Origin of the sequence: Sphaerothrix gracilis Ecp01 (assembly GCF_030405905.1) — a bacterium.
In the GTDB taxonomy this organism is placed as follows: domain Bacteria; phylum Cyanobacteriota; class Cyanobacteriia; order Phormidesmidales; family Phormidesmidaceae; genus Sphaerothrix; species Sphaerothrix gracilis.
Genome location: NZ_JASATW010000001.1, coordinates 127,211 through 140,802, shown reverse-complemented (window position 1 = coordinate 140,802; position 13,592 = coordinate 127,211). Strand labels below are relative to the sequence as shown.

The 13,592-nt window shown below is 50.9% G+C and carries 11 protein-coding genes; 1 reads left to right on the top strand and 10 read right to left on the bottom strand.

Annotated features, from left to right (window positions below):
* Positions 1–61: 61 nt before the first annotated feature.
* The 3 genes from QJQ48_RS00630 to QJQ48_RS00620 all read right to left on the bottom strand — a co-directional run bounded on the left by QJQ48_RS00630 (position 62) and on the right by QJQ48_RS00620 (position 4,791).
* Positions 62–1,057: an RNA polymerase sigma factor, RpoD/SigA family gene (locus QJQ48_RS00630; protein WP_346289238.1), complete on the bottom strand. Its 996-nt coding sequence runs from the start codon at positions 1,055–1,057 to the stop codon at positions 62–64.
* Between the two features lie 771 nt (positions 1,058–1,828).
* Positions 1,829–3,367: a GGDEF domain-containing protein gene (locus QJQ48_RS00625; RefSeq protein ID WP_346289237.1), complete on the bottom strand. Its 1,539-nt coding sequence runs from the start codon at positions 3,365–3,367 to the stop codon at positions 1,829–1,831.
* A gap of 239 nt (positions 3,368–3,606) precedes the next feature.
* Positions 3,607–4,791 (bottom strand): NAD(P)H-quinone oxidoreductase subunit H, encoded by a 1,185-nt coding sequence (locus tag QJQ48_RS00620; protein WP_346289236.1) that lies wholly within the window; start codon positions 4,789–4,791, stop codon positions 3,607–3,609.
* Between the two features lie 426 nt (positions 4,792–5,217).
* Between QJQ48_RS00620 and rsmH the strand changes: the two genes are divergently transcribed.
* Positions 5,218–6,126, top strand: coding sequence for a 16S rRNA (cytosine(1402)-N(4))-methyltransferase RsmH (gene rsmH, locus QJQ48_RS00615; protein WP_346289235.1), 909 nt, complete (start codon positions 5,218–5,220; stop codon positions 6,124–6,126).
* Positions 6,127–6,130: 4 nt separating this feature from the next.
* Here rsmH and QJQ48_RS00610 read toward each other — a convergent pair whose 3' ends face one another.
* From QJQ48_RS00610 to QJQ48_RS00580, 7 genes are all read right to left on the bottom strand, one after another.
* Positions 6,131–6,379, bottom strand: coding sequence for a hypothetical protein (locus QJQ48_RS00610; protein WP_346289234.1), 249 nt, complete (start codon positions 6,377–6,379; stop codon positions 6,131–6,133).
* 133 nt (positions 6,380–6,512) lie between these two features.
* Positions 6,513–6,710 (bottom strand): hypothetical protein, encoded by a 198-nt coding sequence (locus tag QJQ48_RS00605; RefSeq protein WP_346289233.1) that lies wholly within the window; start codon positions 6,708–6,710, stop codon positions 6,513–6,515.
* Positions 6,711–7,027: 317 nt separating this feature from the next.
* Positions 7,028–7,450, bottom strand: a complete 423-nt coding sequence (locus QJQ48_RS00600; RefSeq protein WP_346289232.1) for a tetratricopeptide repeat protein — start codon at positions 7,448–7,450, stop codon at positions 7,028–7,030.
* A gap of 83 nt (positions 7,451–7,533) precedes the next feature.
* On the bottom strand, positions 7,534–7,911 hold the full coding sequence (locus QJQ48_RS00595) for a response regulator (protein ID WP_346289231.1): 378 nt from the start codon (positions 7,909–7,911) through the stop codon (positions 7,534–7,536).
* A 122-nt stretch (positions 7,912–8,033) separates the two neighbouring features.
* Complete coding sequence (locus QJQ48_RS00590; RefSeq protein WP_346289230.1) at positions 8,034–9,530, bottom strand: hybrid sensor histidine kinase/response regulator; 1,497 nt, start codon at positions 9,528–9,530, stop codon at positions 8,034–8,036.
* On the bottom strand, positions 9,511–12,123 hold the full coding sequence (locus tag QJQ48_RS00585) for a hybrid sensor histidine kinase/response regulator (RefSeq protein WP_346289229.1): 2,613 nt from the start codon (positions 12,121–12,123) through the stop codon (positions 9,511–9,513). The genes QJQ48_RS00590 and QJQ48_RS00585 overlap by 20 nt, the downstream gene beginning before the upstream one ends.
* A 24-nt stretch (positions 12,124–12,147) precedes the next feature.
* Positions 12,148–13,581 (bottom strand): ABC transporter substrate-binding protein, encoded by a 1,434-nt coding sequence (locus QJQ48_RS00580; RefSeq protein ID WP_346289228.1) that lies wholly within the window; start codon positions 13,579–13,581, stop codon positions 12,148–12,150.
* Positions 13,582–13,592 lie beyond the last annotated feature (11 nt).

Here is a 13,592-nt window from a genome sequence, read left to right as displayed (position 1 = left end):
ACAGCAAGGGGATGAGCAGCATTGCTACCGCCCATCCCGTTGCTCTTACCGTCTAACTGAGCTAGCTAGCCAAGTAGCCCTGAATGTTAGATTTGCGCCGTCGCAGATGCTTCAGAGCTTGCTGCTCTAGCTGGCGTACTCGTTCCCGGCTGATGCTCATACGCTGGCCAACTTTCGCCAATGACAGCTCATTGCCGTCGTTCAGACCAAAGCGCAGCGTAATCACCTCTTGCTGCTGCGGCGTCAGCTCTGAGAGCATACCCCGAATATCCTGCCGCAGAGATTCCTGCACGGTGAAATCTTCCGGTGAAGCTCCATCATCTTCCAACAGCTCTTGCAGCTCAGTGTCTTGGTTATCACCAATGCGCACATCGAGCGAAATAGGCTGTCGTGCCATTAGCAAAAACTCGCGAATTTGCTTGGGCTCTAAATCTAGCTCCTCGGCGATTTCAACTGGAGAAGCGGCTCGGCCCAGCTTTTGCGCTAGCTCTCGCTGCACCTTCTTGATTTTGTTGAGCTTTTCGGTGATGTGAATAGGCAGGCGAATCGTGCGGGCCTGCTGGGCGATCGCCCGGGTAATGGCTTGGCGAATCCACCAGTAAGCATAGGTCGAAAACTTGTATCCTTTAGTGGGATCAAACTTCTCAACGCCACGCTCTAGTCCCAGCGTACCTTCTTGAATCAAATCGAGAAACTCAAGGTTACGCTTCTGGTACTTCTTGGCGATCGCCACCACTAGCCGCAGATTGGCTTCAATCATTTTGCGCTTAGCGCGCTGACCTTTGCGCAACTGTCGGCGCAGCTCTTCTAGGCTTAAACCACTTTTCTCGGCCCATTCCGGCTCAGAGATTTCGCGGTCTAAATCCTCTTCCTGCGTCTCCTTAATTTCGAGCAGGGCCATCAGTTGCTGCACCTGCTTGCCTAAGATAATCTCTTGCTCATGGGTTAAGAGAGGAACCCGGCCAATCTCGTGAAGATAGGTGCGAACCGCATCTGTCGTATAGAGAGGCTTTGCCTTACTACGAGACTTTGTTTGGCGCGCTTTGACTTTGGACATGAATAACTCGCCTCCGCTGAAAATGCCGATATCTGCCTGATAACTCAGGCTTTGAAGAGAACACAACTACACCAGTAGACTTAGAGGCAACTATCGGAATAGAAGAGCTTCGCTTTTCTAGAACAGTTTCTAGAACTGAAACCGGGCAGCTCTGGCCTAGGAAGATAAGCTGTAGCAACCACTCCCAAAACCTGCAATTTGCTTGGGGAGCAAAACCAGCCTAGAACCCCTAAACCTGTCCGGTAATTACCGAAAATGACTTAACGTGTGGATCGCGTAATCAAAATCGTAATGACTTCGTGTTTATATAGTAAAACATTTCCTCGGTTGCGTAAAGTGCTGAAACGCTAGCTCCTTTTTATCTTTGGCACTGAATTAGTCAAGGCTGGAAACGCTCTTCATAAAACGCTTTCAAGCGTTGGACTAAAATCTTAATCGTGCCAGTGCTGTAGTTTCATTCATCATCACTCACCCCGATGAATAGTTGGGGGAGGGGAACCCAATCGGAAAACCGAACTCAACTGGCTTGGCGGCAAGCTGATTGAGCTTAGCCTTCCCCTTTGTCATGAGAATGTAACAGAATCAGCTGTTTTATTAGTCTGCTATAGTAGCTCAAAAGTTGCAGAGTTAATTGTCTTTGACGATTTATTTTGGTCTATTGTTCTGAGAATAAGCTGATTATCGGATTAAGATTTTTGGACTGAATGACTAGTGTATGTTTGCCGTTGCGAGCAATCGGGGCGCGCCTTTTGCCAAGATTGAGTTTGGCGGTTACACAGAGACGATGGGCGGCTGATCGACTATGCTGGCGTCAGTAACGCAGACGCGATCGCGGCCTTTACACTTCGCCGTGTAGAGCATCTGATCGGCCTGCTCAATTAGGGTTTCTATGGTTTGAGCGTTGTCGGGAATCATGCTGGCGATTCCCAAGCTGACGGTCAGATACTGGCTGATATTAGATTTTTGATGTTCGATGGCCCGTTGCCGAACGTTATATCGAATTCGCGTAGCCACCTGAATAGCGTTTTTGGCGGAGGTCTGCGGCAGGACCAAGACAAACTCTTCTCCTCCATAGCGAGCCACTAGATCGCTAGAACGGCGAACAGAAGCTTTCAGCGCTAGCCCAACTTGCTTGAGACATTTATCTCCGCACTGGTGACCATAGGTATCGTTATAAAGCTTGAAATAGTCAACGTCACACAGAACTATCGTCAACGGTTCCTGAGTTTCCAACAGGCTTTGCCACTGACAAGCGAGATAATGCATCAAGTAGCGGCGATTGGCTAGCTGAGTGAGTTCGTCGGTAGCCGCTAGTTTTTCAAGCGTTTCGTTGGCCTTCTCTAAGTTTGAGCTAGTTTGCTTAAGGGCTGTAATGTCTGTTGCTGTGCCCAATAACTGACAGGGTGTACCATCGGCCAAACGGCTATGTACGGTTTCGCGGATCAATAGCCACCGCCAATAGCCCTTGCTATGCCGCAGGCGATACTCGCCTTCTAAAACTTCTCCATCTTGGAGCGCATAGGAGCGCTGTCGCTGGCTGTCGAGCGCTTCCAAGTCCTGAGGATGGACAATCTGATTTAGGCAATCTTGAATCTCACTGAGCTGATAGCCCAAGATCTTCTCAAACTGTTGATTGGCGTAGGTCAAGTATTGCGGTTCTAGCTCGTACAGATAAAGAATATTTGTGCTGGCATCTGTAATGTTTTGAATAAAGCGCTGGCTTTCCTGCCAAGCCTGTTCTGCCTGAATGCTTTCAATTTTTGATAGTTTTAGCTTACGCTCACAGTCAAACAGGTGATTCTGAGCGATCGCAATTCCTAGCTGAATTGAAATATCTTGAATCCAGCCAACGGGTAAAGAAATCCATACAGCTTGATGCATTTGCAACCCTAGCCAGCCGTTGAGACGCTGCTGGGAATAGGTAGGGACGATTAGGTAAGCTTCGGTTTGGGTCCACTGCTCTGAGAGCTGAAAATCAGTAATGTTGCCGTCGCTAGAGACGATAAAAGCGCCAGCTTCAAGACTGGAAGATTCTGCAATGTAGGTCTGAGCTGCTTCTAAACAGGTATGAGGAAAGTCCGAACTATCCGATGTCCGATAGTCAGCCTGGAGTGTAAGCTGTCCCGGCTGGCTGCTCCAGATGACGCAGTGATTGATTGCTAAGAACGAGCTTATCTGCTGAGCGATCGCCTGGTAAGCCTGGACACCGCTGGATTGCTGCACAATCGCCATAATTTGCTGTAGTAGCTGAATGTGGCGATTTTGCTGATCAAAAATTGTTTGTGAAGCAATAAACTTAGAAGTTTTCAAAGCAGTCTACTCAAGACGAGGACAACAACTGCTCTGGAAAGTTGCGGACTAGGATAAAAGGAATTCGCTATCTATTGCTTTCCAGAACAGACTAAATTTAAAGTGCCCCTGACTATAAAGGAAGCTGCAAACTCCTGAAAGTTCAGCTAATTGACGCAATATCTCAGCGGTAGTTCTCAATGAAAAAGCAGGCCCGTTTTGAACCTGCTTGATCACTCTAACTGAATAGACGAACCTGCTTAGCGATCGACGGAACCCATAATAATGTCAATGCTGCCCAAGATTGCCATAATGTCAGCCACCTTGACGCCGCGTAGCAAGTGCGGCAGAATCTGCAGGTTATTGAAATCGGGCGGACGAATTTTGAAGCGCCAGGGGAAGACGTTATCATCGCCGATGATGAAGACGCCGAGTTCTCCCTTACCCGTTTCCATGCGGACGTAATGTTCGCCAGCGGGAATCTTGAAAGTGGGTGGAATTTTTTTGCCGATAAACTGATAGTCAAAATCGTTCCACTCGGACTTTGGCCCCTCGGCCATGCGCTTGGCCTCCAAGTTTTCGTAAGGCCCCCCCGGAATCATCTCGCAAGCCTGTTTGATGATCTTGACAGACTCTCTCATCTCGCGAATACGCACCAGATAGCGGGCCATGCAGTCCCCTGCTGTTTCCCACTGGACTTCCCAATCGAAGTCGTCATAACATTCGTAGTGATCCACTTTTCGCAGATCCCACTTAACGCCGGAACCGCGCAGCATAGGGCCGGAAAGTCCCCAGTTGATCGCTTCTTCACGGGTCACGGTGCCAATTCCCTCAATCCGGCGGCGAAAGATCGGGTTGTTGGTAATTAGGCGCTCGTACTCGTCCACTTTAGGGACGAAGTAGTCGCAAAAGTCTAGGCACTTATCAATCCATCCGTAAGGTAGATCAGCGGCTACGCCACCAATCCGGAAGTAGTTGTTGTTAATCAACCGCATTCCTGTGGCCGCTTCCCACAGGTCATAAATCATCTCCCGCTCTCGGAAGATATAGAAGAAGGGCGTTTGTGCGCCTACGTCTGCTAGAAAAGGGCCAAGCCATAGCAGGTGGTTGGCAATACGGTTCAGCTCCAGCATGATGACGCGGATGTAGCTGGCGCGTTTGGGTACTTCGATGTCTGCTAACTGCTCTGGCGCGTTTACCGTAATGGCTTCGTTAAACATACCTGCCGCATAGTCCCACCGACTGACGTAGGGGACAAACATGATGTTAGTGCGGTTTTCAGCGATTTTCTCCATACCACGATGGAGATAGCCAATTACAGGCTCGCAGTCAACGACATCTTCGCCGTCCAAGGTGACAATGAGACGCAGCACGCCGTGCATTGACGGGTGGTGCGGCCCCATATTGAGCACCATTGGCTCTGTTCTGGTTTCGAGCCTAGTCATAAATGAGCGTTCTCTCCCTAGAGGCTTTCAGTAAAGCTTTCTGTGTAAGCAACAGCCTTGATGATCAATTCAGGATGACACTAAAGCAAAGTCTACAGCCAGATGAGCCTAACAGGAGCCTTTGCCGTCATAGGTTGCCTATCTCTATTGTTATACTTTTGTTTCAAACCATCAACGCTAGATTTGAGAATTTGGGTATCTGCCAGGGGCTAAAACTGCTTGGCGCGCAGCTAACGTCCATTAGGCGGACTGAGAAACCAAGGCTTCTCTGAGCCAAAGTTATTTCGGCAGGCTTTCCCAGTGGGCCTGAATTTCTCTCCTGAGCAGTGCTGTATAGACAAGCAGTAAGCTGATCAAGGCTGCCTAGTCGGGTTAGGTTAAACGATAGGCCAATTTTTAGATGATTGCTTCGATTTATAGCTACTTATGACTGCGCGATCGCCCGAAGGTACCTCTTCTAGCAAATTTCATCATGTACCCGTGTTGGGGCAGGAAGTGGTGCAGCATTTAGCCCTGCGCCCTGACGGCGAGTATTTAGACGCGACCGTCGGCGGGGGCGGGCACAGCCTGCTTTTGTTGGAAGCGATGCCTGAGAGCCATCTATGGGCAATTGATCAAGACGCCCAGGCGATCGCGGCGGCTCAGGCCCGGCTAATGCCCTATGGCGATCGCGTCAGTTTTTGGCAGGGTAACTTTAGTCAGTTTGAGCCGGGCGATCGCCGCTTTGATGGCGTGCTGGCAGACTTGGGGGTCAGTTCAGCTCAGTTTGACATTGCTGAGCGCGGCTTTAGCTTTCGCCAAGCAGCCCCTTTAGATATGCGGATGAATCAGCAGCAAAGCCTAACGGCGGCTGAAATCATCAATCACTGGGATGAAAAGTCACTAGCCGACATTTTCTATCATTACGGTGAGGAGCGACTCTCTCGCCGGATTGCCCGCAGAATTGTAGAGCAGCGTCCCTTTCAAACCACAACTGAGCTGGCAGAAGCGATCGCCTATGCCGTCCCTAAAAAATATCGCTACGGTCGTATTCACCCGGCTACCCGCAGCTTTCAAGCCCTGCGCATTGCGGTTAACCAAGAGCTAGAAGTTTTAGACACGCTGCTGGAAAAAGCGCCTTGCTGGCTAAAACCAGGAGGACGTCTGGTCATCATCAGCTTTCATAGCCTAGAAGATCGCCGCGTCAAGCAGGCTTTTCGCCATCAGCCACAGCTACAAATCATCACCAAAAAGCCGATCACCGCGACGACTGCAGAAGTCGAGACAAATCCGCGATCGCGATCGGCCAAGCTACGGGTGGCAGAGAAACATGAAGTTGGAAACAATCTTGAATAGCAAGCTAGCCTTCCTTAGCTGCTAACTGTCGGCTAATCCAGCTAATCACACCGCTGAGAATAGCCCCTGCCATGAGAATGCCTATGGCAGGCATAAACACGGGATCCCAAAGGGAGTACCAAAGGTCAAAGCCCAGATCAAATTTGAAAGAGCGGGCGATCAAAGCCGCCGCGAACCAAAAAAAGCTGAAGAGAACAAAGAAAAGATTAACAACTAAGATCCAGTTGAGCGCGTTGAGCAATTTATCTTTCATAACAAAAAAGTATGGCCGCATCCTAGATTTTAGGACAGCCATACCGTAGAAGCTAAATTGTACGATTATTCTTACTGACTTTAGACTTGATGTATGTTCTTATCTAGCTAAAGTCAGTCAAGTCACCACTAAATTATTCCGAATCTTTACTTTCTAAAAGGATGGAAGATTCTAGGTTATCGGGATCAACATAGTGGCATGTGGCCTCATCAATACAGATCAAAGCCCATCCAGATTTTTCAATGCCGACTAGCTTATAAGCAGCTTCTTGAACAAAGAAGCCTTTATGATTACGAGTCTCAGGCTTAACTTCTACAGTACGGGTAGCCATGTTTCTTACTCCATGAGGGCGATAGCAGCAGTGTGATAGACAAGCAAAACTTATCGCTGTCTTCACTAAATCCTATCATTAGCTTTCCGGTTCCCTCATTAAGTTATCTAATCAAATATTGCGGCTCAGAATCTGGGGATCGCCCGTCTTGTATTGTCTTCAGGGCTGGCAGAGTGATGGTTTTTACCGATTAAAGCTTGATCCCCAGTCTGAGTTTGATTAAGCAATTTCGGCAAAACTTAATCAAGATTAATCATTGAAATCCCGCAGGAGGGGTGGCGCAAAAGTATTCTCAAACGACGATTAGCTGCTGGTTCCTAATTTTCAAATAGCCAGTTTTTGACCCGTTGGAGGCTAGGCCAATCCGGTTTTCGGCTTAATCCTTCTTTAAAATTGCGCTCAACTTCCTGACGAATTTCTGGGATCGCTGAAACAGCGCGTCCGGCCATTTCTACGTGAGAGCGCACGCCAGGTTTGCCAGTTTCCAACATGGCGATCGCCAGATTGATGCGAGGTTGAGGATCTTGAGGTGCTAGCTTGACGCCCTTTTGAGCGGCTTTTAGAGCGGAGTTGGGCTTGTCTGCCAGCAGATAGAGCCAGGACAAGCAGGTCCAGGCTGCGCTATTTTTGGGTGCGCGATCGCAAATTTCTTTGAAGATAGGAATTAAATCGGCTGTAGGTTCACCTGCCTGATAGCGCTTGATCCCCGCGTCAAAAAGTGATTCAACTGGTTGAGTCATACCGTCAACGTCCTGAAACTAATCAAAGCTAGTCTACTAATATATAGCGGCGTTTCTGTTGAATCAGACTGCTGGCTGTGGGTTTAGACCGACCAGCCTAGCGTCTGCCGAATTTGCTCGGCAAGCTGTAGCGGGCGAAACGGCTTCGCAAAAACGGCGGCTACGGCTAGGTCGGCAAAATTTTGCTGATCGCTCTGCTGTACCTTAGCCGTGACTAAGATGACGGGGATTTGCTGGGTGACTGCGTTCGATTTGAGCGCTTTGAGGGTCGATCGCCCGTCCATATCCGGCATCATCATGTCTAGTAAAATTACGTCGGGCTGATGCTTAGCAGCCATGCGCAGCGCCTCCTTGCCGGAAGTGGCGTCAAGCACCTGCCAGCCTGCCCCCATTTCTAAGCCTAAGCGGGCGATCGCCCGTACATCGGGTTCATCATCAACGAGCAGTACGCATTTAGCCATAAAGTTGAGGTTGAAGTTGAAAGGAATAGAAGTAATACAATCAAGCTGCAGGTCTTTGAGAGAACTTGAAGCCAGATTTTCTGAGCAAGAGCTTAGAAAGCTGAGCTCAGCTAGCTGAGGTTCTAGCCTGATTGCGGCTGAGCTATGGCTGAGGGTAGCGATACTTTAAACACGCTCCCCGCACCGGCTGCCCTCTCAGCCCAGATGCGTCCGTCATGCTGCTCTATGATGTTGCGACAGATGGCCAGGCCCAACCCGGTACCGCCTTTTTGGCGCGAGTCGGAGGCATCTACCTGCTGAAATCGTTCAAAGATACTCTGTAGCTTGTCTTCAGGAATGCCCCGGCCTTCATCGCGGACGGTGATAAGAAGCTGAGAGCAGGTGAGGGACTGCGCCTCTAGCCACACGGTTCCGCCCGGTTTAGAAAACTTGATTGCATTGCTAAGCAGGTTAGTGAGGGTTTGTAGAATGCGATCGGGATCGGCCCAGATTTGAGCCGCTACGGTATTGATGACTAAGCTCACCTGCGACTTTTGCGCCATTGCCTGCATCGCTTCTGCCGCCTGAGCTAATAGCTCGGCAATCTGGCAATGGCTTTTGTGCATGTTGATTTTGCCGGACTTCATCCGTTCTAGGTCGAGAATGTCATTGACGAGGCGCATGAGTCTTTCAGTATTTGTTGTGGCCATTTTAAGCACCTGCTTGCCCTGCTCCTGCAGCTCACCGAGCTGACCGGTACTCAAAATGTCTAAGGCACCAATAATTGAACTCATGGGGGTGCGAAGCTCATGGCTCACTAGAGCAATAAACTCGTTTTCTAGACGCTTGCGCTCTGTGATGTCATTGATGATTTGTAAAATGCAGGGTGTGCCAGTCAGGTTGATGCGATCGAGCGAGAGGAGTACGGTGCGGCAGCGATCGCCCTGGGTATAGAATTCAAATTCTTGGTTGCAAAAAGATCCCGTTGTCAAAAGCGTCTGTACGGCTTGCTCATAGGCTGCTGAGCGAAATCCCAGCCCCAAACTGGCAGGGGTCTGGCCTAAAATATCTTCTCTGTTGTAACCGCTTAGGGTAACAAAGCTGGGATTGACTTCCACGAAGCGGTTATCGCTCAGGGTTGTAATGGCAACCGGACTAGGGCTAGCCCGAAATGCTTTAGTGAACTTCTCTTCAGCCTGGTGGCGCTCCTGCATTTCCTGCTGTAGCTGCTGGTTGCGGCTTTGGAGCTGCTTTTGTAGACGGCAGATAGTCAGGTGGGTTTCGATGCGGGCCAACACTTCTTCCACCTGGAAAGGCTTGGTGATGTAGTCTACGCCGCCGACAGAGAAAGCCTTGACCTTATCTAGCACGTCTCCTAGGGCGCTGATAAAAATGATGGGGATGGCCTGAGTGCGATCGCTTTCCTTGAGCTGCTGGCACACCTCATAGCCATTCATCTGTGGCATGTTGACATCGAGTAAAACCAGATCGGGCGGGGCGGCGATCGCCCCTCGCACCCCGGTCGCGCCTTTAGTGACGCTGCGGACTTTGTAACCTTGCTGGGTCAGCATGTCAGAGAGAAGGTGTAGGTTCTCAGGTGTGTCATCAATAACTAGAATGTCAGCTTTGGGAGTGTTCATGGAGGACGCTAGCATCAGCCTTGGCTTGGGTTAATTCAATCAGGGTGTCGAAGTCAAAACGGTGGAGCAGATCATTTAGCTGCTGGGCTAGATCAGTGCAGTCATCTGGAATTTGGGCGGCAAGCTGATTAATCCAGTCTGCGTCTACGCTCACGGCTGCAGCATAGAGCTTATCAATCCAGGACTGGGGCATTTCTGCTAGCTGCTCAGCTATCAGCGTTACAGACGGCGCAGCGATGGCAGGCGGAGAAAGCGGAGAGGCAGGCAGGGAAGATTCATAGACAAACTGAACGCCTAGATGCTGGGCCAGCTTGTTGAAAATCACCTCTTCCCGAAATGGCTTGCGCACAAAGTCATCGCAGCCCGCCTCAAATATTTGGGTCTGCTGTTCTTCAAAGGCGCTGGCAGTGATAGCAATAATTCTGGTGTGCGGGCGATCTGTTTGCTGTTCAATCTCACGAATCTGCCGCGTTGCCTGATAGCCATCCAGCACGGGCATTCGCATGTCCATCCAGATTAGATGGGGCTGCCAGATGGTCCAAAGATCTAAGCCTTCCTGACCGTTGACGGCCTCGCAGATTTCAAAGCCCAAAGGCTGCAGCATTTTCAGCAGGAGCTGACGATTCTCCCAGCGATCTTCCACAATCAGCAGCCGATAGGCGGGCTGGTTGGGAGCTAGCCCAATCATGCGGCGATGGGGCGATCGCTGCTGCACCTCAGCCGTTTGGGCTAGGCAGGTATCGATATCGAAAGCAAAAACGGAACCCTGAGCCAAGACGCTATTTACAGTGATGTCTCCCCCCATCAGCCGCACAAAGCTGCGGCTAATAGACAGACCCAAGCCAGTTCCCTGCTGTGATTTCTGCCCGGTAGCCGTTTGGACAAAGGGATTGAACAGTTCCGCTAGCTCTTCAGCCGCAATGCCAGGACCCGTATCAGCAACTTCAAAGTGAAGACGGCAGCGGGTGAGAAGAGGGGGAGGCGAGTGGTGAGTGGTAAGCGGCAAGTGATGAGTCGGGCAGCCCTGTTTGTGACTTGCCTGAGTGGCCCTCTCCTCCTCAATTGCTCTATCTGCCTCATCCGCCTGCGCTGTCCTGCTTTCAACGCAGCTCACCCTCAGCTCCACCCGCCCCTTCGGCGTAAACTTAATTGCGTTGCCAATCAGGTTAATCAACACCTGACGCAGCTTGCCTTCATCAGTTTTGACATAGCGGGGCACGTCGGGCGATCGCTGAAAGACAAGCTGTAATCCTTGGGCATCGGCTTTAACCCGCAACATGATCTCCAGCGACTCTAAGAGACTGTAGAAGTCAAAGCTGGTGAGGTGCAGCGTCGTTAAGCCTGCTTCAATCTTGGACATGGAGAGAACGTCGTCAATCAGCGTTAGCAAATGTTCGCCGCTGCGACTAATGATGCTGAGGTTTTCTAGCTGAGCCTCGTCAATGCTGGGATCGCGGGTCATAAGCTGAGAAAACCCCAGAATTGCGTTCAGGGGCGTCCTTAGCTCGTGGCTCATGTTGGCTAAAAACTGGCTTTTGGCCTGATTAGCGGTGCTGGCTTCTTCCGCTTTTTTCTCTAGCTGATGACTGTAATCTTCAAGCTGTTCGCGCGATCGCTTAAGCTGTCTGGCGAGCTGACTCACACCGGCCAGCAAGATCCCGGCTGAGCCTAGCCCCACAATCATGATTGTGAAGGCGAGCTGACGCGCCGGGCTAGACAGGGCTTCTTCCTGACTCATTTCTACGAGCAGGGCAATATTTTGACTGTCCAGCCAGCGATAGACGCCAATGACTGGCACCTTGACATAGTTGAGGTAGAGATCGGCTCCGCTGATGCCCTGCATCGCCTGGTTAATCCCCTGACTGCTGAGGTTTTCTAGCTCTTGTGCGTCAGCAGTAGCTTTGGAAATGAAAGAGTTGCGGTTGCTGAGGGAGCCAACGACATAGGTTTCGCCGGTTTCACCTAGCCCTGTCCGCTCACTGATAATTTGGTCAATGCGGCCTAAGTTCAAATCTGCCAAGATGACGCCTTGACGCTGACCGTTGCTGTCTCGAATAGGCGCGGCATAGGTAATGGCGGGTTTTCCGGTTTTGCCTGAGATGTAAAAAACGGGGGTAAAGGCTTCTCCCGGCTGCACGGTTTCAAAATAGGTCAGGTTGGTGGCGATTTCATACTGGCCTTCATGGGACTGATTTGTAGAGAGAATGATGCGATTGCTGCGATCAAGCAGGAAAATCTCAGCAAATTTAGGCTTGATGTGGGCGTATTCGTTAAAGTAGCGCTGCAAGTCTGCATAGGCTTGCTCATAAGCCGGACTATCGGGCTGATGGGTTAGGATTTGCTGCAAATTTTTCTGGATATCGGGAAATTGGCGGATCATCAAAAAGTCTCGCTCGCAGGCTTCAAACCAGCGGGCAATTTCTTGTTCTTTCAGAGTGGCGGCAACGCTGAGACGGTCGTAAGCGGCCCGCTCTAAGGCAGTCCGTGCCCGCACAAAGGCAATTCCCCCCACCCCGGCGACGCTCAGCAAAGACAGCAATAAAAAGGCGCTGGCCACGCGGGTGGTAAAACTACTGGTCTGCCAAAGTCTCATAAGCGTGCTTGCGTCCTAAGCTGGCTATTGCCAATTCGCAAAAATTTCCTGCAGCCGGGCGATCGCTCGGTCTGCTGCCTGTTCGGCCCCTAGGTCTTCTGTTACCATCTGCTCTAACACCTGACCCCAGACATTCTCTTCTAAAAAAACGCCATAGGCCGGATTCTGCACGTTTTCTAAAACCTGCACCCGCCCTGCAGTCAGCGTACGATTGACGGTGGAAATGTGCGGATCTGCCGGGTCTAGCCAGAACGCGTCTTGAGCGATCGCGTTAGTTGGCGGAGAGAAACGACCGTAGCTGCTTTTTAGAAAGGTATTTAGCACCTCTGGCTGGATTAGATAAGCCAAAAAGTCTTTAGCAGCAGCCTGGTTAAGCGCATCATTAAAGACGATCGCTTTGCGGACTACAACTAGATGATCTAAAGGCTCACCGTCGGGTTTATTAGGCAGTTCGAGGGTGCCAAGCTGGTTGAAGTAGGTGTCGGCATCATTGCGCACCGCTGCCGGAATCGACAGGGTTGGGTTGAGCGTCATCACCACATCGCGGTTGAGAAAAGCCCGGTTATTGTCCGAGTCTAGCCAACTGACGGCGGCTGGTGGCACAGTGCCCTGGCGGTAAAACTGGGCGTACCAGTTGAGGCTGTCGATAATGCCCTGGCGCACAGCCGGATCGCTGACCTGTAGCTGCCCCGCTTGATTTAAAAGCTGCACGTCGTAGGCTCGCAACACCTGCTCAAAAATTTGATAGGTATCGGCGGCTGAAGTCGAAAATGGCAGCCCCAAACCGTAGATATCCCGGTTTTGACTGGCCCGTAGCCGGGTCTGCACCGTTTGCCAGAAAGTCCAAAAGCTGTCCCAGTCTTTGGGAATATCGGCGGGCGTAAATCCGACCTCAGCCAGCAGATCCTGCCAGTAGTGGACATGCATAGACGACTGATTCACGGGCACGCCGTAATATTCCCGATCGGGTACCTTCACCCCAAACATCTTGGCGGCTGCCAGCGCATCTGCTGAGTAGCTCTGCCGCATCGGTAGAATCACCTCGGATACGTCGGCAAGCTTGCCTTGCCAGTCGGAGATAGGATAGGCCGATTTTACAGAAAGCAAGATATCTGGCGGATTGCCTGCCTGCCGCGATCGCAAAGTTTTAGGCGCAATCTCCGCCGAATTGTAAAACGACAGGTTAACATCCACCCCGGTCTGGGCTGCCCAGTCGCGGACAACTTTTTCAATTGCTTCGTCTTCCTCAATCACATAGCCCTTATCCCACAAAATCGTCAGCTCCCCTGTTGTCTGCTCGCTGTTTGCTGGTGCCTGATCCGCTGTGGGCACTTGGGCGGATGAGCCGCAGGCGATCGCCCCGGCCCCCATCAGAAACGCTGTGACAGCTCGCAGTCCTAGCCGATAGATCGAGTTGGGGTGTGCAAGCGGAGGTTGTAATTGTCGCTGACTGTTCATGGTGTTGACCT

What these genes read in the sequence shown, in the direction of transcription:
- QJQ48_RS00630 (WP_346289238.1), bottom strand. Translation starts at nt 1,057, where the DNA reads ATGTCCAAAGTCAAAGCGCGCCAAACAAAGTCTCGTAGTAAGGCAAAG.
- QJQ48_RS00620 (WP_346289236.1), bottom strand. Translation starts at nt 4,791, where the DNA reads ATGACTAGGCTCGAAACCAGAACAGAGCCAATGGTGCTCAATATGGGG.
- rsmH (WP_346289235.1), top strand. Translation starts at nt 5,218, where the DNA reads ATGACTGCGCGATCGCCCGAAGGTACCTCTTCTAGCAAATTTCATCAT.
- QJQ48_RS00610 (WP_346289234.1), bottom strand. Translation starts at nt 6,379, where the DNA reads ATGAAAGATAAATTGCTCAACGCGCTCAACTGGATCTTAGTTGTTAAT.
- QJQ48_RS00605 (WP_346289233.1), bottom strand. Translation starts at nt 6,710, where the DNA reads ATGGCTACCCGTACTGTAGAAGTTAAGCCTGAGACTCGTAATCATAAA.
- QJQ48_RS00600 (WP_346289232.1), bottom strand. Translation starts at nt 7,450, where the DNA reads ATGACTCAACCAGTTGAATCACTTTTTGACGCGGGGATCAAGCGCTAT.
- QJQ48_RS00595 (WP_346289231.1), bottom strand. Translation starts at nt 7,911, where the DNA reads ATGGCTAAATGCGTACTGCTCGTTGATGATGAACCCGATGTACGGGCG.
- QJQ48_RS00590 (WP_346289230.1), bottom strand. Translation starts at nt 9,530, where the DNA reads ATGAACACTCCCAAAGCTGACATTCTAGTTATTGATGACACACCTGAG.
- QJQ48_RS00585 (WP_346289229.1), bottom strand. Translation starts at nt 12,123, where the DNA reads ATGAGACTTTGGCAGACCAGTAGTTTTACCACCCGCGTGGCCAGCGCC.
- QJQ48_RS00580 (WP_346289228.1), bottom strand. Translation starts at nt 13,581, where the DNA reads ATGAACAGTCAGCGACAATTACAACCTCCGCTTGCACACCCCAACTCG.